Source organism: Paraflavisolibacter caeni, assembly GCF_025628885.1.
Lineage (GTDB): Bacteria > Bacteroidota > Bacteroidia > Chitinophagales > Chitinophagaceae > Flavisolibacter > Flavisolibacter caeni.
Map to the genome: position 1 here is coordinate 77,384 of NZ_JAOTIF010000019.1, position 18,538 is coordinate 95,921.

Annotated in this window: 18 protein-coding genes; all 18 read left to right on the forward strand. The window is 34.7% G+C overall.

The window, feature by feature from the left end; genetic code table 11:
- Positions 1 to 12: 12 nt before the first annotated feature.
- The 18 genes from OCK74_RS19345 to OCK74_RS19430 all read left to right on the forward strand — a co-directional run bounded on the left by OCK74_RS19345 (position 13) and on the right by OCK74_RS19430 (position 18,510).
- Positions 13 to 657 (forward strand): class I SAM-dependent methyltransferase, encoded by a 645-nt coding sequence (locus tag OCK74_RS19345; RefSeq protein WP_279298728.1) that lies wholly within the window; start codon positions 13 to 15, stop codon positions 655 to 657.
- A gap of 7 nt (positions 658 to 664) precedes the next feature.
- Positions 665 to 1,372 (forward strand): FkbM family methyltransferase, encoded by a 708-nt coding sequence (locus OCK74_RS19350; RefSeq protein ID WP_279298729.1) that lies wholly within the window; start codon positions 665 to 667, stop codon positions 1,370 to 1,372.
- Positions 1,373 to 2,263, forward strand: a complete 891-nt coding sequence (locus OCK74_RS19355; protein WP_279298730.1) for an alpha-1,2-fucosyltransferase — start codon at positions 1,373 to 1,375, stop codon at positions 2,261 to 2,263. It begins immediately after the preceding gene.
- Positions 2,256 to 3,194, forward strand: a complete 939-nt coding sequence (locus tag OCK74_RS19360; RefSeq protein WP_279298731.1) for a glycosyltransferase family 2 protein — start codon at positions 2,256 to 2,258, stop codon at positions 3,192 to 3,194. The genes OCK74_RS19355 and OCK74_RS19360 overlap by 8 nt, the downstream gene beginning before the upstream one ends.
- An 89-nt stretch (positions 3,195 to 3,283) precedes the next feature.
- Complete coding sequence (locus OCK74_RS19365; RefSeq protein WP_279298732.1) at positions 3,284 to 4,057, forward strand: family 6 glucosyltransferase; 774 nt, start codon at positions 3,284 to 3,286, stop codon at positions 4,055 to 4,057.
- Between the two features lie 34 nt (positions 4,058 to 4,091).
- Positions 4,092 to 5,126 carry a glycosyltransferase family 2 protein gene (locus OCK74_RS19370; RefSeq protein WP_279298733.1) on the forward strand — a complete coding sequence of 345 codons (1,035 nt, stop codon included), beginning with the start codon at positions 4,092 to 4,094 and terminating at the stop codon, positions 5,124 to 5,126.
- Positions 5,119 to 6,024: a glycosyltransferase family 2 protein gene (locus OCK74_RS19375; RefSeq protein ID WP_279298734.1), complete on the forward strand. Its 906-nt coding sequence runs from the start codon at positions 5,119 to 5,121 to the stop codon at positions 6,022 to 6,024. Before OCK74_RS19370 ends, OCK74_RS19375 begins: the two co-directional genes overlap by 8 nt.
- A complete protein-coding gene (locus OCK74_RS19380; protein ID WP_279298735.1) occupies positions 6,002 to 6,937 on the forward strand; it encodes a glycosyltransferase family 2 protein in 936 nt (311 codons plus the stop codon). The genes OCK74_RS19375 and OCK74_RS19380 overlap by 23 nt, the downstream gene beginning before the upstream one ends.
- Positions 6,938 to 6,947: 10 nt before the next feature.
- Positions 6,948 to 7,790 carry a glycosyltransferase family 8 protein gene (locus OCK74_RS19385; RefSeq protein ID WP_279298736.1) on the forward strand — a complete coding sequence of 281 codons (843 nt, stop codon included), beginning with the start codon at positions 6,948 to 6,950 and terminating at the stop codon, positions 7,788 to 7,790.
- Between the two features lie 136 nt (positions 7,791 to 7,926).
- Positions 7,927 to 8,760, forward strand: coding sequence for a hypothetical protein (locus tag OCK74_RS19390; RefSeq protein WP_279298737.1), 834 nt, complete (start codon positions 7,927 to 7,929; stop codon positions 8,758 to 8,760).
- Positions 8,761 to 9,156: 396 nt separating this feature from the next.
- Positions 9,157 to 9,921: a glycosyltransferase family 4 protein gene (locus tag OCK74_RS19395; protein ID WP_279298738.1), complete on the forward strand. Its 765-nt coding sequence runs from the start codon at positions 9,157 to 9,159 to the stop codon at positions 9,919 to 9,921.
- 63 nt (positions 9,922 to 9,984) lie between these two features.
- Positions 9,985 to 10,974 carry a glycosyltransferase family 2 protein gene (locus OCK74_RS19400; protein ID WP_279298739.1) on the forward strand — a complete coding sequence of 330 codons (990 nt, stop codon included), beginning with the start codon at positions 9,985 to 9,987 and terminating at the stop codon, positions 10,972 to 10,974.
- Positions 10,975 to 11,201: 227 nt separating this feature from the next.
- Positions 11,202 to 12,119, forward strand: a complete 918-nt coding sequence (locus OCK74_RS19405) for a glycosyltransferase family 2 protein (RefSeq protein WP_279298740.1) — start codon at positions 11,202 to 11,204, stop codon at positions 12,117 to 12,119.
- Between the two features lie 7 nt (positions 12,120 to 12,126).
- Complete coding sequence (locus OCK74_RS19410) at positions 12,127 to 13,203, forward strand: glycosyltransferase (protein ID WP_279298741.1); 1,077 nt, start codon at positions 12,127 to 12,129, stop codon at positions 13,201 to 13,203.
- Positions 13,204 to 13,207: 4 nt separating this feature from the next.
- On the forward strand, positions 13,208 to 15,112 hold the full coding sequence (asnB, locus tag OCK74_RS19415) for an asparagine synthase (glutamine-hydrolyzing) (RefSeq protein WP_279298742.1): 1,905 nt from the start codon (positions 13,208 to 13,210) through the stop codon (positions 15,110 to 15,112).
- 107 nt (positions 15,113 to 15,219) lie between these two features.
- Entirely contained in the window at positions 15,220 to 16,035 is an 816-nt protein-coding gene (locus OCK74_RS19420) for a hypothetical protein (RefSeq protein ID WP_279298743.1), read from the forward strand.
- Between the two features lie 87 nt (positions 16,036 to 16,122).
- On the forward strand, positions 16,123 to 17,391 hold the full coding sequence (locus OCK74_RS19425) for a glycosyltransferase (RefSeq protein ID WP_279298744.1): 1,269 nt from the start codon (positions 16,123 to 16,125) through the stop codon (positions 17,389 to 17,391).
- Between the two features lie 45 nt (positions 17,392 to 17,436).
- The gene (locus tag OCK74_RS19430) at positions 17,437 to 18,510 is read left to right on the forward strand and encodes a glycosyltransferase (protein ID WP_279298745.1); all 1,074 of its coding nucleotides are present in this window, start codon (positions 17,437 to 17,439) and stop codon (positions 18,508 to 18,510) included.
- Positions 18,511 to 18,538 lie beyond the last annotated feature (28 nt).

Consider the following 18,538-nt stretch of genomic DNA (forward strand, 5'->3'; position numbering starts at 1 on the left):
AAAATCTAATTCATGATTAAAGAAGTAGTTAAGCAATCAATTATTTATAGAAAGTGGAGTAATTATGTAACAAAAGCAAAACAGTTTAAAGAAGACAAAATAGCTATTGAAACATGGGAAAAAAATGGAAGACCAGCGCCACCACCTCAAATATTTAAGAGATTAGAAATTAAAGAGTATGCAAAGGAGCATCAAATAAAAATACTGGTGGAAACAGGCACATATTTAGGTGAAACAGTAGATTATTTCAAGGATTTTTTCAAAAAGATTATTTCCATAGAATTGGATCATAAGCTTTATGCAAGAGCCAAGGAAAAGTTTTCAAAGGAGAAGCACATTCAAATTTATCAAGGTGATAGCGGAGATGCTATACAGAATATAATTGAAAATATTTCTGAACCATGTTTATTTTGGCTTGATGGACATTATTCTGAAGGGATAACTGCAAAAGGGGAATTAAATACGCCAATAATCAAAGAACTCGACCATATATTCAATCATAAAGTTGATAACCATATCATTTTAATTGATGATGCCCGATGCTTTACTGGAAATGATGATTATCCTACAATAGAATTTTTAAGGAATTATATTAAGCAAAAAGATTCATCACTTAAGTTTAGTGTTAAAGACGACATCATTAGAGTTCATAAATAGATAACTTATGTTAAAGTTAATAAGCAAAGTCCTGATAAAGATTGCAAGGATCCTTTATGATGATAGTAATCATTTATCAAATTCAATAATTTCTTCGGTACCAGAACGTTCTATTCAAGAAATCAGGGCTGAAAAATGGTTTAAAGATAAAGGGGATAAAACTCATAGATTGAATTATGAATTAAACGAAAATTCAATAGTTTTTGATGTTGGAGGGTATGAAGGGCAATGGGCCAGTGATATTTTTTCAAAGTTTCTGTGTAATATCCACATTTTTGAACCTTATCAAGAATATGCAAAGAATATCCAGGATCGGTTTAAAAGAAATAAAAAAATATACGTTCACTCATTTGGGCTATCCAATATCACGAATACTTCAAAATTGTCATTATTAAATGATTCTTCTTCTTTATTCAAATCAGAAGCTAACGCTACAGATGTTGAAATTATTGAAGCAGCAGGCTTTATAGACGAGAATCAAATAGATAAAATAGATTTAATGAAGATCAATATAGAAGGAGGCGAGTATGATTTACTAGACCATTTAATAGATAAAGGATTAATTAAAAAAATTGAAAATATTCAGATTCAATTTCACGATTTTGTTACCGATGCTGAAATGAGGATGCGATCAATACAATCAAAACTAAGCAAGACGCATTATGTTACCTATCAGTATGAATTTGTTTGGGAAAACTGGGCACTTAAAAAATAGATGGTTATTGTTAAATTACAAGGTGGCTTAGGCAACCAGATGTTTCAATATGCTACAGCAAGAAGTATCTGTAAGGGATTTGAAAAGGTAATTTTAGATCCGTCATTTTTGTTAGAGAATCATACTTCTACAGAATTCTTTACAGCAAGAAGATACGAGCTAGAAATTTTCAAAAATTTGAATGCTAGACTTGCAAATACTTTTTGGCAGCAGATTATTCACAACAAAAGAGTTTATTTTAGAGCTGCAAAAAAAATAATCTGCAACAATTTTAGGTATGTTAAACAGGTAGGAAATGAAATTCTAGAATTTGACCTAAATAAAGGTTCAACCCTTTATTTAGATGGATATTTTCAGAGTGAAAAGTATTTCCATTATAATCGGAATCAATTACTACAAGAATTTGCATTTTCTTCATTAGATATTGAAAACATTACACAATTAAATCAAATTCAGTCTTATTCGAATCCTGTGAGCATCCACATAAGACGTGGAGATTATTTAAAACCTCATGTATTGAATTACCATGGTATATTGCCTATTAACTACTACAAAAAAGCAATTGAAGCATTAGAAACAACTGTAAGTAATCCTCATTATTTTATCTTTTCTGATGATATTGGATGGTGCAGAGAGAATCTTTCATTTATCTCAGGTCGATATACAATAATGGAAGTAGATAACTCAAGGGAATCTTGGAAAGATATGTGCTTAATGACACATTGCAAACACCATATAGTAGCAAATAGCAGCTTTAGCTGGTGGGGCGCCTGGCTTTCTCAAAAAAAGGGCATCAATATGGCCCCTTATAAATGGTTTAATCCAGCAGTAGTAAGTTTTAATATACATGATTTTGTTCCATCGTCCTGGTCGATAGTTAATTATGAGTAGTGTATCCGTAATTATGCCTGCATATAATGCAGCAAAATATATATCAGCAAGTATAGAAAGTGTTCTTCAGCAAACATATTCTAATTGGGAGTTAATTGTAGTTGATGATGGTTCAAAAGATGATACTAAAGCTATTGTGCTAGCGTATGTCCAAAAAGATAACCGTATAAAATACCATTGGCAACCAAATGGTAAGTTAGGAAATGCAAGAAATTCAGGAATAAGAAATGCAACAGGCAAATGGATAACATTTTTAGATTCAGATGATCTATGGGCTTGTAACAAATTAGAAAAGCAAATTGAAGCAGCTCATAAGAATAAAGATGTGGATGTAATTTTTACAGGGGGGTATTTTTTTAATGATGATGATTTGACAAAATTAACACCTTACCCAACACTCTTAGGCAAATTTGGGCCAAAGGAAATGTACAAATTGGAATATCAAAGTAACTATATAGCCAATCTTTCTGTAATGGTGAAGAGAGAATATATAGATAAGATTGGATTTCAGGATGAGCATCGATTCATTTATGGATGTGAGGATTGGGATTATTGGATCAGATTGGCTAAAGGTGGAGCTACTTTTCTCGGGATTGAAGATCAGTTATTCTATTATCGGCGGCATTCTTCAAACATGTCAAATGATCATCTTACAATGCGCATAGCCGAGGCTTTTGTTTATATAAAAAACTTTGTACCTGATCTTCTTCCAGAAGACTTTAAAGAAATAAAGTACAATAACTTTTTTGTTCCCTTGATAGAGGAGCTGTTGTCAAAAAACAAAATTGAAGAAGTAAAATATATAGCAAGCAAATATGCAACTATAGAACCTTCGTTTTATAAAAAAATGTACAAATTTATCATTACTATATTAGGAAGAAAGGCTTACTATCCCTGTAAAGTTATAAATAAAGTGAGATCAACAATTTGAATAAATAGAATAGAATCCCTTCAAGTAATAAAGGTAAATTAATCCTCTCTAGAATATCTAAAAGTAAAATTATATACACATAAATTGATATGAAGAAAGTTGCAATCTTATATATATGTACAGGGAGATATACTATATTTTGGAAAGAGTTTTATGAAAGGTGTGAAAAGTTTTTCCTTGAAGGATACAGAAAAGAATATTTTGTTTTTACAGATGGAGAAATCAGAGAAAGGAATGATAGAATACATATCATAGAACAAAAGCAACTGGGTTGGCCTTTTGATACATTGATGCGCTTCAAAATGTTTATGAGAGTTGAGACCAAATTGCCTGAGTTTGATTACATTTTCTTTTTAAATGCTAATATGTATTTTCAAAAGCCAGTAGGTGTAGAGGTATTGCCTGAAGTCGAAGATGGAGGATTAATGGCTGTAAAACATCCAGGATTTTATAATAAAAGTAATGAGGAATATACCTATGAAAGGAATCCATCCTCTAACGCTTATATTCCTGAAGGTAAAGGCGAGTATTATTTTATGGGAGGATTTAACGGTGGTCGATCAAAAGAATATTTACAGCTAATAGAAAGTCTAGATCATCAGATTAAAGCGGATTTAGATAGAGATATTATTGCCATCTGGCATGATGAATCACATTTGAATAAGTACTTACTTGACCGAAAATGTAAGGTGCTAGACCCGTCTTACGGATACCCAGAAGGCTGGAATATACCCTTTGAACCCAAAATTATAATATGTGATAAATCAAAGTTGGGAGGGCATGATTTATTACGTAGTCCTAAGAAGTTGCCTGTTCTACAAAAAATAAGAAACTGGGTGCAGGCCAGGGTGAATTGTTTTTAAATAAATATGCTACTGAAGTTATAAAGCTAATTGAATGGAAAAAGAGGAAAAAAAATATCCTCGTGTTACTATTGTTATGCCTGTATATAATGCTGAAAAGCATTTAAAAGAGGCTATTGAAAGTATATTGAATCAAACATTTACAGATTTTGAATTTGTAATCATAAATGATGGCTCGACAGATCAGTCCAAGGAGATAATAATTTCATACAGCTCTGATCCCCGTATAAAGTATTATGAAAATGATCAAAACATCGGCTTGATCAAAACTTTGAATAAGGGAATTGAAATAGCGAATGGTGAGTACATAGCAAGAATGGATGCTGATGATATTTCTTTCCCAGAACGATTGAAAAAGCAGGTAGCATACTTGGATAAATATGCTGAAGTTTCAATAGTGGGAACGTGGTTTTTATTCTCAGATTCAAAAGAAGAAGTTAAGTATCCCAATGACCATGAATCTATAAAGGTCAAGCTATTAACGGGGAATGCGTTAGGCCATCCTACTGTACTTATGAGGAAAAGTGATATTCAACGATTAGAATTAAGATATTGTGTTGATTATCCCGAAGCTGAAGATTACCATTTGTGGACAAATGCTGTGATGAAAGGTCTTAAAATGGCTAATTTACCAGAAGTACTTTTAAATTATAGAATTCATAATCATCAAGTATCTAATGTAAGGGCTTCAAAGCAAAATGAAATAACCAAACGAGTAATTCTTGAATATTGGGAATATTTTTTTGCTAAATACCAATTGCAGTTTTCAGCGCAATTAAGGCATCTTTTATTTGGAAGTGTTTTTAAAAAAACTGAATATATAAATCTTATAAGGCTATGTTCAGTATTAATTGAGAAGAATAGCGAGTTAGCAGTGTTTGATCATTCAAAGTTTGTTGATTTAATATATTCTTATCAAAAAAGGGTTACAGCCGTATTTTACACTTCTCAAAATAAATATAAGGTTCATTACTTGCTTTTGGCACTCTATGATAAATATTTTCACAAGTTCTTATCTCCAAAGGCAAAATTTTTATTTTTTATGCGTTGCTTAAACTTGTATGGGTAGTATGATTGGCATAAGTGTTATTGTACCTTGTTATAATCAATCGAAGTATTTAGCTGAATGCATTCAAAGTTTACAAGCTCAAGCTTATTTAAACTGGGAATGCATTATTGTTAATGATGGGTCAACAGACGAAACAGAATCAATTGCTTCAAACCTTGTCAAAGGAGATGAACGGGTAAAATATATAAAGAAAGGTAATGGCGGGCTAAGTTCTGCAAGAAATGCAGGTTTGAAAGTTAGCGAAGGAGAGTATATTCAATTTCTGGATGCAGATGATGTAATAGGTGAAAATAAATTTGATGAAGCTATTACAGCCTTTGATCAAAACAGTTGTGATTTGGTTATTAGCAATTTTCAATGTACAACAAAAAACTTAGAAGAAATATTACCCTCGTACTGTGACTTAAAAGGTGTAAACTTTTCCTATGAAAGTATCCTTCTAGAATGGGATAAAAGGTATACAATACCTATCCATTGTGGGATATTTAAAAGGAGCCTATTGCATGATTTTCATTTTAACGAAAATCTCAAAGCAAAAGAAGATTGGATCATGTGGCTACATATCTTCAAACTTACCAATCGTTTTGTTTTTATTGATAAACCGCATGCAAAATACAGGTTACATGGCAATGGATTAACAAATGATGCTTTGCATATGTATACCAATACTGTCAAGGCATTCAGATACATCAATAACCAGTTAGAAGAAAAATATAAGTTTGACTTTCTGAAGAAAACTAATGAGTATTGGGAAGAAAAGATAATCGAACTTGATCAGTTTAAAAAAGATTTGATGGCATCCAGAAGTTATAAATTGTCATCTGGTATTGTGCGCATATATGCATTGATTTATAAAAAGTTTTTTAATGTGAGGCATGCTAACAGTAATCATTCCTAATTTCAATCATGCAAGATATTTAGAACAAAGGATTCAAACTGTTCTTTATCAAACCTATCAAGATTTCGAAATCATTATTTTGGATGACTGTTCCACTGATGAAAGCAGGAACGTCATTGAGAAATACCGGAATCATCCCAAAGTATCTAATATTATATTCAATGAGCAAAATAGCGGTTCCACTTTCAAACAATGGAACAAAGGTATTGATTTAGCGAAAGGAGAAGTCATATGGATAGCAGAAAGTGACGATAAAGCTGATCCAAATTTTATAGCTACTCTCATTGGTATTTTGGATGAAGAGCCAAGAGTAGGTATTGTCTACTCCAACTCTTACTTTATTGATGAAGAGAATAATATTTTAAACACTTATAATGATACCTATGCTTCCTGGTCTAACCGTTGGGAGCAAGATTATATAAATAAAGGGAGTGATGAAGTAGTAAATTACATGCGATTTTCACCAGTTATACTTAATGTAAGTTCATGTATATTTAGAAAGAGCATTTATGAAAGTGTAGGCAGAAGTGGTGAAAGATATAAGTTAGCAGGCGATTGGTTTACGTATGTAAAAATGCTTCAATGTGCTGATATAGCTTATTGCGCAGATCCACTTAATTATTTCCGTTGCCATACACAAACTGTAAGAAGCAGTTCAAATCAGTTTGTTCATTTTTTTGAATCACTGAAAGTAATTTGCTATATATACCAGAACTTTCATGTTCCCTACTCAGAGAAAAAAGCACAAGTTTATAATATACTAGCACAGCTGCGTCAATTAGATTCACAATTTACCTCTCAACAAAAGTCAGAAGTTATGTCTTATCTCCGCAAGAATCTAATGCGGAATGTTGATATATTATGGTGGAAGTATAATGCTTCCATGCAAATAAAGAAAATATTTCACGCTTAATCATTAATACATGGAGAAACCAATAAATATAGCCTTAGCGTCAGATGCGGAATACCTGATCCATGCGCGCGTAACTTTATGTTCTTTGTTTGATTCCAACAAAAGCCGTCAATTTGCTATATACCTATTTACTGAAAGCGTTAGTCATACAGAGATTGATAAAATCAGAGAGCTTTCAGATAAATACAATAACTCTTTTCATGTAGTGCAGATCAATAAGAAGTTATTTGAAGAGTTTTTTATCAGCGGTCATATTAGTGTTGCAACCTATTACCGGCTTCTAATACCTGAAATGTTGCCTACTGAGGTTCAGAAAGTATTATATCTTGATACTGATATTATAATAAAGAAAGACATAGAGGAGCTTTGGAAAACAGATATTCAGAAGTATTGTTTAGCTGCAGTGGACGAGAAGAATGTTGATCATGTACAGCGATTACAACTTCCGACGGTTAATTCCTATTTCAATGCTGGTGTATTATTAATTAACGTTCCGGTTTGGCGTCAACTCGAAGTGACAAAGAGAGGCTTACATCTTGCTAATAAATATAAAAACCAGTTATTAGCACATGATCAAGATATCCTAAATATGTTATTGCTTGATAATTGGATTCCATTATCACCGAAGTGGAATCAAACAGAAGGACATCGCTTAGGGAAGTTAATTGATGACCCAACAATCATTCATTTTGTTGGTTTTAAGCCATGGACAATTCATTGTATACATCCGTATAAAAATGAATATTACCACTACTATTATAAAATGGAAGGTTTTACAAAAAAAATCAAGGATAAATACACTCATTATCTAAATGCTTTTAAAAGGAGAATTCCTTTTTTAAAGCAGAAATAACTTAAATATCTATTGTTGCTTCAAATTATTAATCCGCATCATCATGTTGAAAACTCCCGTCCTATTGTTAGTGTTTAACAGGGCAGAAACAACACAGAAAGTCTTTCATACTATCAAAAAGATCCAGCCAAAACAATTGTTTATAGCAGCAGATGGACCAAGAAAAAATCATCCAGAAGATATTGAGAAGTGCGCTAACGTTCGAAAGTTAGTATTGGAACAAATCAATTGGGATTGTGAAGTAAAAACACTTTTTAGAGATGAGAATTTAGGTTGTGGAATTGGGCCTTCGGATGCCATTACCTGGTTTTTTGAACATGTTGAATATGGTATTATTTTAGAAGATGATTGTTTACCTTCTCAAAGTTTTTTTACTTTTTGCGAAGAACTTTTAAAAAAGTATTTCAGGGATGAAAAGGTAATGCATATTAGCGGTAATAATTTTCAATTCGGGAAGAAACAAGGAGATGGAAGTTATTATTTTTCTAATTACATCAATGCATGGGGGTGGGCAACCTGGCGTAGAGCATGGTCATTATATGACTTCAACATCAAAAATTATACAGACCAAACAGCAAATGCTGTGTTAGATAGAGTCCTTTCTTCCAAGGTTGAAAAGAAATTCTGGAAAGGCCATTTTGATACTGTCAAGGACGGCAAACGCAAGGATATATGGGATTACCAATGGGTTTATACTGTCTGGAATCACAATGGTATTTCCATCATTCCAAATGTAAACCTAGTGAGCAATATCGGGTTTGGTAGCGATGCAACCCATACGTTTGATTCAAAAAATATTGTAGCCAATCATCCGAGCTTTGAAATAAATAAAATTGTTCATCCTGGAAAAATGATTATCTCAAAATCTGCAGATAAAAGGTTATTCCGAATTTGCCACCAACCAAAACTTACCTTAAGAGATCGCGCCTACCTGGTTAAAAAAGAAATATTGAAACTGATAAAAATTTAGATTTTGTAGTCCTCCTATAAATAAAGAATGATGAGAATACTATTGGATCCTCAAATCTTCATCAATCAGAAGGTAGGTGGAGTATCACGTCAATTTGTTGAAGTTTGGCATCGTTTAAAGAAATATAACGATATAGAAGTTTATTCTCCACTAGTATTTTCAGAGAATTACCATTTAGAATCTTCTCCTGTAAAATTGCGCAATCCTTTAAATCTTTTGCACCATAAGCAATTCAAGGGGATGGGGAAGATAAAAGAAACACTAAACCATGTGTCACTATTCAGCACTAAGAAATTATTAAATAGTAATTTCTTCCAGGTCTTCCTGCCTACTTATTACGATCCATATTTCGAAAGCTCCCTGAAAGACACTCCTCTAGTGCTTTCTGTTTTCGATATGATTCATGAATTATATCCCCAATATTTTCCAGGTGATCATAAAACCATAAATAATAAAAAAAGCTTACTATATAGAGCCGACAGGATCATTGTACATTCCAATCAGACTAAAAAAGATATTATAAAATTCTATCCAGACCTGGATACATCAAAAATTGATCTTGTTCCACTAGCGAGTTCTGTTATACTAAATGATTCCACGCAAATAACAGCGCCGGAATTAATTAATCGTCCTTATCTTTTATTTGTTGGTACGAGGGATAAGTATAAAAACTTTTCTTTTTTGCTACGTTCAATTGAAAGACTCTTGCATAGAAATGACCTATACCTGATCTGTGCTGGGGGAGGTGTTTTTACTTCTGAAGAAAAATCTCTCATAGATAAACTGGGGCTCTCAGAAATGGTTGCCCAAATTACAATTCAAGACCAACTGCTTCCTTTATTTTACCGGAATGCCCGCGCTTTTATTTTTCCTTCAGAGTATGAAGGATTTGGAATGCCTGTATTAGAAGCAATGGCCTGCGGTTGTCCGGTTATTTTATCAGATAATGGAGTTTTCCGTGAAATTGGAGAAGAAGCGGCTCTTTATTTTAACCTGAATGATGAGCAAATGCTAAACCATTGTGTGGAAAGGGTTCTTGAAGATCAGTCACTACGGGATTATCTGATTAAAGAAGGCTTTAAGAGGGAAAAATTATTTTCCTGGGATAAAACAGCAAGGGGTTATTATGAAACAATCATGAAACTAATGAGCCATAAATGATGATGTTTTAGCAGGCTTACGAACAATATAGCCTACTAAATTTATTTATTAGTCGAATCAACAATGATGGAATTACCCAAGATTTCTATAATAACGCCTTCATTTAACCAAGGCCAATATATAGAGCAAACCATACTTTCTGTTTTGGAACAGAACTATTCTAACCTCGAATATATAATTATTGATGGGGGCAGTACAGACAATACCATTGAAGTAATCAAAAAGTATAATAAGTATATCAGTTTCTGGAAGAGTGAAAAAGACAGGGGACAAAGTGATGCGATCAATAAAGGTCTTAAACTTGCATCTGGTGAAATTATCAACTGGCTGAATAGCGATGATTATTATATGCCGGGCGCTCTTCAGCATGTTGCTTCAGTTTTTGCAGATCCAGGAGTTACAGTTTATTGTGGCCGTAGCCGTGTATTTTCTTCTGGATTCGAGTATTTATCTCAAGGAACCGATTTATATAAGGGAAATTTAGCCAAAACAATTGGTTGGGCACGAATTGATCAACCAGAAACATTTTTTCGTAAAAAGGTATGGGATATAATAGAGAATGTGAATGAAAACTTTCATTATGTAATGGATAAAGAGTTGTGGATAAGGTATCTTTTGCATTTTGGTTTGGATGGAATAGCAAAAGATGAGAAGGTGCTGGTGAATTTTAGAATACATGGTCAATCAAAAACGGGGTCCCAACAGGAAAAGTTCAGACAGGAAACTTTTAACCTCTTTTATTCGCTTGCGACTCAGTTTGGATTGCCTAATGCAGAGAAGTTAAGTTCACTATATGAAGTTCAACAAAAAAAGATTTTCGGTTTAGAAAATATAAATAGTGCTTTCAGTGAGCATGTAATTGAATATTTTTTATTGCGCGTCTTTTTAGAAGCATATGCAGAAAACAATTATACTATAGCAAAAGAAGCAGAGAAACTTATCAATAGAAAGCAATTGATGGATGAAGACAATACAGTGTTAAGAAAAGTATCTTTTCGAATGAAACTTTTACCTGTCGGTGCAAGGAAGCTTTTGAAAAAGATGATGAAATAATTAAAAGCTATTTTCATAATTGTATTTAATTGATAAACAGGATTGTAAATAAGATTACGAAAATAGTACTTAGGGATTATTTAAGTTTTAAAGAACATCAGTAGGATTGTCATAAGGCATTACTTTGGCGCTTCAATAAATACGCCTTCTGGGAAGGCGAAAAATCTTACCAAGCGGTGTACCTTGATTGCTATAGGTAGAACGGTTGATTAATAAGTGCATAAATAATGAAGGTTTCAGTTATTATACCGACATATAATGGAAAACATCGTATAGGTAATCTCCTGTCAACATTAGCCAACCAAACATTTCAAGTTTCTGAGGTGATTGTAGTTATTGACGGAAGCACAGATGGAACAAAGGAATATTTAGAGCAAGGAGATTTTGGGTTTACATTTTCAATATTTGTACAGAATAATAAAGGTCGGGCTGTTGTAAGGAATAAAGGGGCAGAACTTGCAACTGGAGACCTTTTGATTTTTTTTGACGACGATATGCGCTTGGAGCCCAATTGCATTGAACAGCATATCTGCCATCATCAAAAACATCCAAACAGCATATTGACTGGTGCGCAAATTGATGATTATAAGAAAGCAAGTTCAGACTTTTTGAAATACAAGTGCTGGTTAAGCCGTAAATGGTCAGATCCATTAAATGCATATAAAGGGCAGCCACTGCCATTAAATAACCTGCATCTTACAGCTGCAAACTTTTCTATCGCAAAAGAGTTGTTTGTAAAATTAGGTGGCTTCGACTCAAGGTTAAGGGATGCAGAAGATTTTGATTTAGCGATAAGAGCTTATAAAGCTAATGTGTCGATTTACTATAAACATGAGGCATTTGCATGGCATGACGATATAGTAACAGCAACTTCCTACATCAAAAGGTTGCGACAGTATCAATTTGCGCATAGAACTCTGAGGCGTATAAAGCCAGAAATATATCATAATATTGAGCTTAGAGAACCTGTCCAGCCTCATGGTTTAAAAAAAGTTTTATTTTCTCTTTTTTCAAATAAACTTTTTCTGGACATCATTGATCGACGTTCTAACAGATTAGTGTTTCTTCCCAGAATATTCAGGTATAAGCTCTATGACCTGGTTACGACATCTTATGGTGTTTTTTTTACTGATCGACCAATATAATTGATATATGGAAAGGTATAGGGTTGCACATATCATCAATAATCTTTCAAGGGGTGGGGCAGAAGTACTTTTAAAGAGTACTATTAACTTGTTTCCTGAATATGAGCATCTAATCATTTATTTACATCCTCCTGCCGAATTAAGGGAGGAACTGGAAGGAAAGGCTTGTTTCATTTGTTTACACCACACTTCTTGGAAGCAGCTATTTAGTACTCGAAAAAGGATTAAAAATATTATTAGAGACTGGCAGCCGCATATTATTCATGCTCACCTTTTTGATAGTACACTTCTTGCAAGGTTATCCAAAGTTTCAAGAATACCTATAGTTTCCACTATTCATAGTACTTATAGTATTGATGCCTTTAGAAAAAGTAAAAAGGCCTTAATACTTGAAAGACTGACTGTAAATAAGCAGCAGGGGCTAATTGGCGTATCCGGATTTGCGTTAAATGACTATCTTGAACAGGTGTCATTTAAGGGGAAGACATATGTCTTGCATAATTTTTTACCCGAAAGAAATTTTGCGGCAAAACCTGAATGCTATCATAAAAGTGAAGAATTGAAGTGCGTGGCTGTAGGCAATTTAAAGGAAGCAAAGAATTATTTTTACCTTTTAGAAGCTTTTACTCTTTTAAAAGATTATAGGATCACATTGGATATTTATGGAGAAGGGCCCTTAAGAGAGCTTTTAACAAATTACATAAATGAAAAGGAGCTAAGGGTTCGATTGTGTGGACAAGCAGGATATGTATTGAATGTGTTACCAAACTATAATCTCTTTTTACAGGCTTCATCACATGAGGGCTTTGGAATTTCTGTTGCCGAAGCCATGGCGTTGAAACTGCCAGTTTTAATTTCTGATATTCCTGTATTTCGGGAAATTACTGATGGGCAAGCTCACTTTTTCCCATTAAATAACGTAAATGAACTCGCTACCATACTGAAAAGCTTATCTCAAGACGAAACAAAAAGAACCCAATTTGTTCATAATGCTTATGAGCAAATCTGCAAGATCAGTTCGGAAGAAAATTATAAAAAAAATCTTCACGAGATATATTCATTTTTTATTCAACCTAAAAGCTAAATGAATGTGTGGCATAGCCGGTTTCATAGATTTTAGAAAGTCTTCTTCTGAAGAACTGCTTCAAAAAATGACAACTACTCTCTACCATAGAGGTCCAGATGGAGAGGGTATTTATTTTATAGAAGCATCACAGGCGCAAATAGGTTTAGGGCACCGCCGGTTGTCCATTATAGATTTGAGTGAATGCGGTAGTCAGCCCATGCATTTCAATGGGCTACATATTGCTTTCAATGGTGAGGTGTACAATTTTGAGGAGATCAGGAAAGAACTCGAAAAAAAAGGACATCAGTTTCATGGCCATTCAGATACAGAAGTGATCATCCATGCCTACCATGAGTGGGGAGTAGATGCCATTCAACAATGGAAGGGAATGTTTGCAGTAGTGATCTATGATGAGGCAAAAGATGAGATAATTGCCATCAGAGACAGAGCTGGCGTAAAGCCGTTTTATTATTACTGGCAAGATGGTTTGTTCTTATTTGCTTCGGAGCTAAAGGCTATAGTCGCTCATCCTGGTTTTAAAAGGGAGCTAGATCCCGCAGCGGTAGCTTCTTATCTTCAATATGGTTATGTATCATTTCCTCACTGTATTTATAAACATACGAATAAGCTTTCCGCAGCTCACGTATTGCAGCTGGATCTCAAGAAACAGGTTATTTCTACCGTGAAGTACTGGAATGTATATGATTATTATAATCGGCCTAAGGTGGACATGAGCTTTGGTGAAGCTATACTGGAAACTGAAAAGGTGTTGCAAAAAGCCTTTAATTACAGGATGGTGGCTGATGTACCAGTGGGTGTGTTCTTAAGTGGTGGCTTTGACTCTTCTTGTGTTACTGCTTTATTGCAAAAAGATAGTACGGAGAAGATTAAAACCTTTACTATTGGTACAACTGATAAAGAATTGGATGAGGCCCCTTTTGCGAAACAAATTGCGGAACGTTTAGGTACGGATCATACAGAATATTATTGTACATATAAAGAAGCGCTGGATATTATACCAGAATTGCCATTCTATTATGACGAGCCGTTTGCCGATAGTAGTGCAATTCCCACCATCTTAGTAAGCCGGATGGCAAGGAGGAAAGTAACAGTAGCGTTATCTGCTGATGCGGGTGATGAGATATTTGCGGGTTACAACCGCTATGATTACCTAATAAAATATGGCAAACAGTTACAATCAATTCCTAAAGTGGTGAGGAGGGCGATGGCAGGAGTAATGGAGAATGTGTCATCTGAAAGCATACCTTATTTTAAGAATCAGAATAATTTCCATAGTCGATATCAAAAGATCCGTAATCTATTAAATGATCCTTCTCCTTCAGAGATGTTAAAGAACTTAAGCCAGGTGTTTACAAATGAAGAGATCAGTTTGTTGTTCCTTCAACCGGTTAAAGAATTACCAACCGCACTGGTGAGTAAGGAATTGAATCCTGAGTTTTATGATCCGCTGTCTTATATGATGGCTGTGGATTACCAGACATATATGGCAGATGACATTCTACAAAAGGTGGACAGGGCAACAATGTCAGCTAGCCTGGAAGGGCGTGAACCATTTCTTGATCAATCAGTTATAGAGTGGGCTGCACAGTTGCCTAATGAATTTAAATACCATGGAGGAGATAAAAAGTACATCATAAAGCAAATTGTTTACCAGTATATACCGAAAGATATTATGGACCGGAAGAAAATGGGGTTTGCGATACCGGTTCAAAAGTGGCTAAACGAAGAATTAAAGGACTTAGTGCAAGAGTATTTATCGGAGCGGGCATTAAGTAAACATGGAATGTTTAGCAATGCATATGTGCAAAAGATGGTGAGCTCATTTTTCGAGGGTAGAACAGATTTATATTTGAAAATATGGTATTTATTAATGTTTCAAATGTGGTTTGAGCGATGGATGAAGTAAATATAACAATTGCCATTATTTTCTTTTATGATGCGCAATCACTACCTAATTTTGTTTTATAAGAAAGTCAAATCTTGTTTTAAATAAATCATTCCAAGAAAGTCAAGGTGAAAATTTTTAATGTTAGGTATTTCCTTGTCGGGTTAGGTTTTCTTTTTTTATTGCCCAATTTCTTACCAAGACCGAAGGTTCTATTGGTAAATATGGGTCATCGATGGGAACGCTTTGATCCGCAGCTCGCCTTACGGCTTCAATCTGTTGATGATTTACTTCAATACACAGATTCTGCAGCCAAAGCAAACAGGTCAGATAGTTCTCCACTAGGGTATGCTAATGAATTAGCTAATGTGGTTAGGAACAGGTTTTACCACGGCTACAGTAATTATTCTTTAAGGGAAAATTGGATTGCTGTAATTGCCGGATCTCTGATATGGTCAGATTTATCAGCAATTGTTCTTCCTAATGATATTCTTAAATACCCAAATGCAGCCTGCAGTCAGCAAAGTATCGTCATGATGGAATGTTTTAAAAGGAAAGGTATTCCATTTCGCAAAATAGGCTATGATCATCATTTTGCATTAGAGGGATTAGTTCAAGGTAAATGGTATTATTTCGATCCTGACTTAGAGCCAGAGTTCTATGATGTGAAAAGAAATAGTATCGACTCAATTTTTGCCAAACAGGAAGAATTTACGATTTATAAAAATCGTTTGGATTCTGCAGGTATAGAATCTGGTCTTGCAAATAAGACGATTGGTGAAGTAAATACTCCTCCAGCTCCCAGAGCTTCCTTATTTCATCTAGTAACAAAGGTTCTATCTAAAACCTTATGGCTCTTACCTCTTGGGTTGCTGTTCTATTTTAATAGAAGAAAAAAATTGACAAAGGGGAGGCTTTACGAAGAGAATGAATTAGCGGCATAATAAATTTTAATAACCATAGGGATTATATAGCATCATGGTTATATCTCTAATGAGTTGATCATAATCTTAATTTAATAAATTCTTTCCTTGCAGAAAAAAATTCTTTATATCACCTATGATGGCTTAACAGATCCATTAGGACAATCACAGATCTTGCCATACTTAATGCACTTGGCTAGGCGTGGGTACCTGTTTACCATATTGAGTTTTGAAAAGAGGAACAGGTTTGATAAGGAGGGCCAGTTGATACAGGAGATCGTAAATAAGGCTGGCATAGAATGGATACCACTCACCTTTACAGCAAAGCCTCCTGTCTTGTCGAAAGTGTATGACCGGTACCGAATGTCGCGAACCGCGTTGTCTCTTCACCGGCAGAAAAACTTTGATCTCGTTCATTGCCGTAGTTATATAGCTGCAGAAGTTGGGCTATTACTGAAAAGGAGGTTTGGTGTAAAGATGTTATTTGATATGAGGGGCTTCTGGGCGGATGAAAAGGTTGATAACGGTCAGTGGAATTTGAAGCATCCTCTCTTCAATCGTATTTACAGGCATTACAAGCAGAAGGAAAAGGATTTTTTATTAAATGCTGACGGCATTATTTCCTTAACACAAGCCGCTAAGGCCTATTTGAAACAACAACAAGAATATAGAAATTTATCTATTGAGGTCATTCCCTGTTGTGCCGATTTACATCATTTTGACTATACAAAAGTCGATCCTTTATCTGTAGATTCTTTAAGAGTTGAATTAGGCATTCCGGCTAATACAAAAGTTATAACTTACTTGGGTTCGGTAGGCGGCTGGTATATGACAAAGGAAATGTTTCAATTTTTCAACATTTTACAGCAGCGGCAGCCTGAATATAAGATGTTGATATTAACCAAGGACGATCCAGAGGTAGTGAAACAGGAAGCAGCGGCACAAGGAATACCAACAGAAAAGCTCATTGTGACTTATTCGGACCGGAAGCGATTGCCCGTTTTCTTGGCACTTTGCGATTGGAGTATATTTTTTATCCGTAACACATTTTCCAAGACAGCTTCATCGCCAACTAAGCATGCAGAGTTGATGGGGATGGGGATACCTGTGGTGTGTAATACGATTGGAGATACAGGAAATATCATTAAAACAACGGCAACAGGCTTGCTGGTGGATGATTTTAGCCGGGTAACATTCGAAAAGGCTTGTGGGGAGATGGCTCATTTTGACAAAATGGATAAGAAGGTTATACGTCATTTTGCTAAAGAATATTTTGATTTGGAAATGGGGGCAGAAAATTATTTGCGGTTATACAGGCGAATATTGGAAAATGAACTTACGGGTTCTCGCGTTCACGAGTTTACAAACCAGGTTTAGGAATTTTTATTCATCCTTTCCCTTTCCTGACAATCTGCAGTTATCATGAAAACAAAAGTTTTATTTCTTTTGCCTTACCCTTTATTCAAAGCGCCTTCACAACGGTTCCGGGTAGAGGCTTTCTTTCCTCTTTTAGAGTCACATAAAATTGAATTCAGGACAGACGAGTTTCTAGATGAAAAGGCATGGAAGTTATTATACCAACAAGGTTCGACTGTACAAAAAGGTTGGGCTGTAATCAGAGGATTTTTAAAACGACTTTTCACTGTGTTATTTGTGGCGCCCCAATATGACTATGTTTTTATTCATAGGGAAGCTTCGCCGTTAGGACCTCCGATTTTTGAATGGATACTGGCTATGATGTTTCGAAAAAAAATCATTTTTGATTTTGATGATGCTATTTGGATACCTGCAGTTAGTAAAGGCAACAAAATCGCACTTTATATAAAGTGGTTTTCTAAAATTAGTACTATTTGTAAGTGGGCTTATAAGATTTCTGCGGGTAATGAATATTTAGCTAATTGGTCTAAACAATTTAATCAGCATGTTGTTATCACACCTACCTCCGTGGATACGGTGAATAGGTTTAACCGATTAAAGCAGGTGAATCGTAATAAGATGGTGATTGGCTGGACAGGTTCTCATTCGACATTGAAATACCTGGATGTTATTTATCCTGTATTACAAAGATTAGAAGAAGAATTTGCGTTTGAGTTCCTGGTAATTTGCAACCAGCCACCTTCTTTCCAGTTGAAGTCTATGAAGTTTATTCCTTGGCAGGAAACTTCGGAGATTGAAGATTTATTGAAAATTGATATTGGAGTGATGCCGTTGTTAGCGGATGCTTGGAGTGAGGGAAAGTGTGGTTTTAAAATCATTCAATACCTGGCATTGGGCATCCCAGCTGTGGCAAGCCCAGTGGGGGTAAATAAGGATATTGTTGAAGACGGGCGTAATGGATATTTGTGCAGTACAGAGAAAGAGTGGTATGTTGCTTTGAAAAGATTACTGGGGGATAGTCTCTTAAGGGGGGAAATGGGTATGAAGGGAAGAGAAAAGATTGTAAAGGAGTATAGCGTGCAGGCGAATGCAGATAATTTATTATCGTTTTTTAAGTAAAAGGCGTAAATAGCAAATATTTAATAGT

Bases quoted from the DNA above. Each gene is read 5' to 3' on its own strand.
- OCK74_RS19345 (WP_279298728.1), top strand. From the start codon at position 13: ATGATTAAAGAAGTAGTTAAGCAATCAATTATTTATAGAAAGTGGAGT.
- OCK74_RS19350 (WP_279298729.1), top strand. From the start codon at position 665: ATGTTAAAGTTAATAAGCAAAGTCCTGATAAAGATTGCAAGGATCCTT.
- OCK74_RS19355 (WP_279298730.1), top strand. From the start codon at position 1,373: ATGGTTATTGTTAAATTACAAGGTGGCTTAGGCAACCAGATGTTTCAA.
- OCK74_RS19360 (WP_279298731.1), top strand. From the start codon at position 2,256: ATGAGTAGTGTATCCGTAATTATGCCTGCATATAATGCAGCAAAATAT.
- OCK74_RS19365 (WP_279298732.1), top strand. From the start codon at position 3,284: ATGAAGAAAGTTGCAATCTTATATATATGTACAGGGAGATATACTATA.
- OCK74_RS19370 (WP_279298733.1), top strand. From the start codon at position 4,092: ATGGAAAAAGAGGAAAAAAAATATCCTCGTGTTACTATTGTTATGCCT.
- OCK74_RS19375 (WP_279298734.1), top strand. From the start codon at position 5,119: ATGGGTAGTATGATTGGCATAAGTGTTATTGTACCTTGTTATAATCAA.
- OCK74_RS19380 (WP_279298735.1), top strand. From the start codon at position 6,002: ATGCTAACAGTAATCATTCCTAATTTCAATCATGCAAGATATTTAGAA.
- OCK74_RS19385 (WP_279298736.1), top strand. From the start codon at position 6,948: ATGGAGAAACCAATAAATATAGCCTTAGCGTCAGATGCGGAATACCTG.
- OCK74_RS19395 (WP_279298738.1), top strand. From the start codon at position 9,157: ATGATTCATGAATTATATCCCCAATATTTTCCAGGTGATCATAAAACC.
- OCK74_RS19400 (WP_279298739.1), top strand. From the start codon at position 9,985: ATGATGGAATTACCCAAGATTTCTATAATAACGCCTTCATTTAACCAA.
- OCK74_RS19405 (WP_279298740.1), top strand. From the start codon at position 11,202: ATGAAGGTTTCAGTTATTATACCGACATATAATGGAAAACATCGTATA.
- OCK74_RS19410 (WP_279298741.1), top strand. From the start codon at position 12,127: ATGGAAAGGTATAGGGTTGCACATATCATCAATAATCTTTCAAGGGGT.
- asnB (WP_279298742.1), top strand. From the start codon at position 13,208: ATGTGTGGCATAGCCGGTTTCATAGATTTTAGAAAGTCTTCTTCTGAA.
- OCK74_RS19430 (WP_279298745.1), top strand. From the start codon at position 17,437: ATGAAAACAAAAGTTTTATTTCTTTTGCCTTACCCTTTATTCAAAGCG.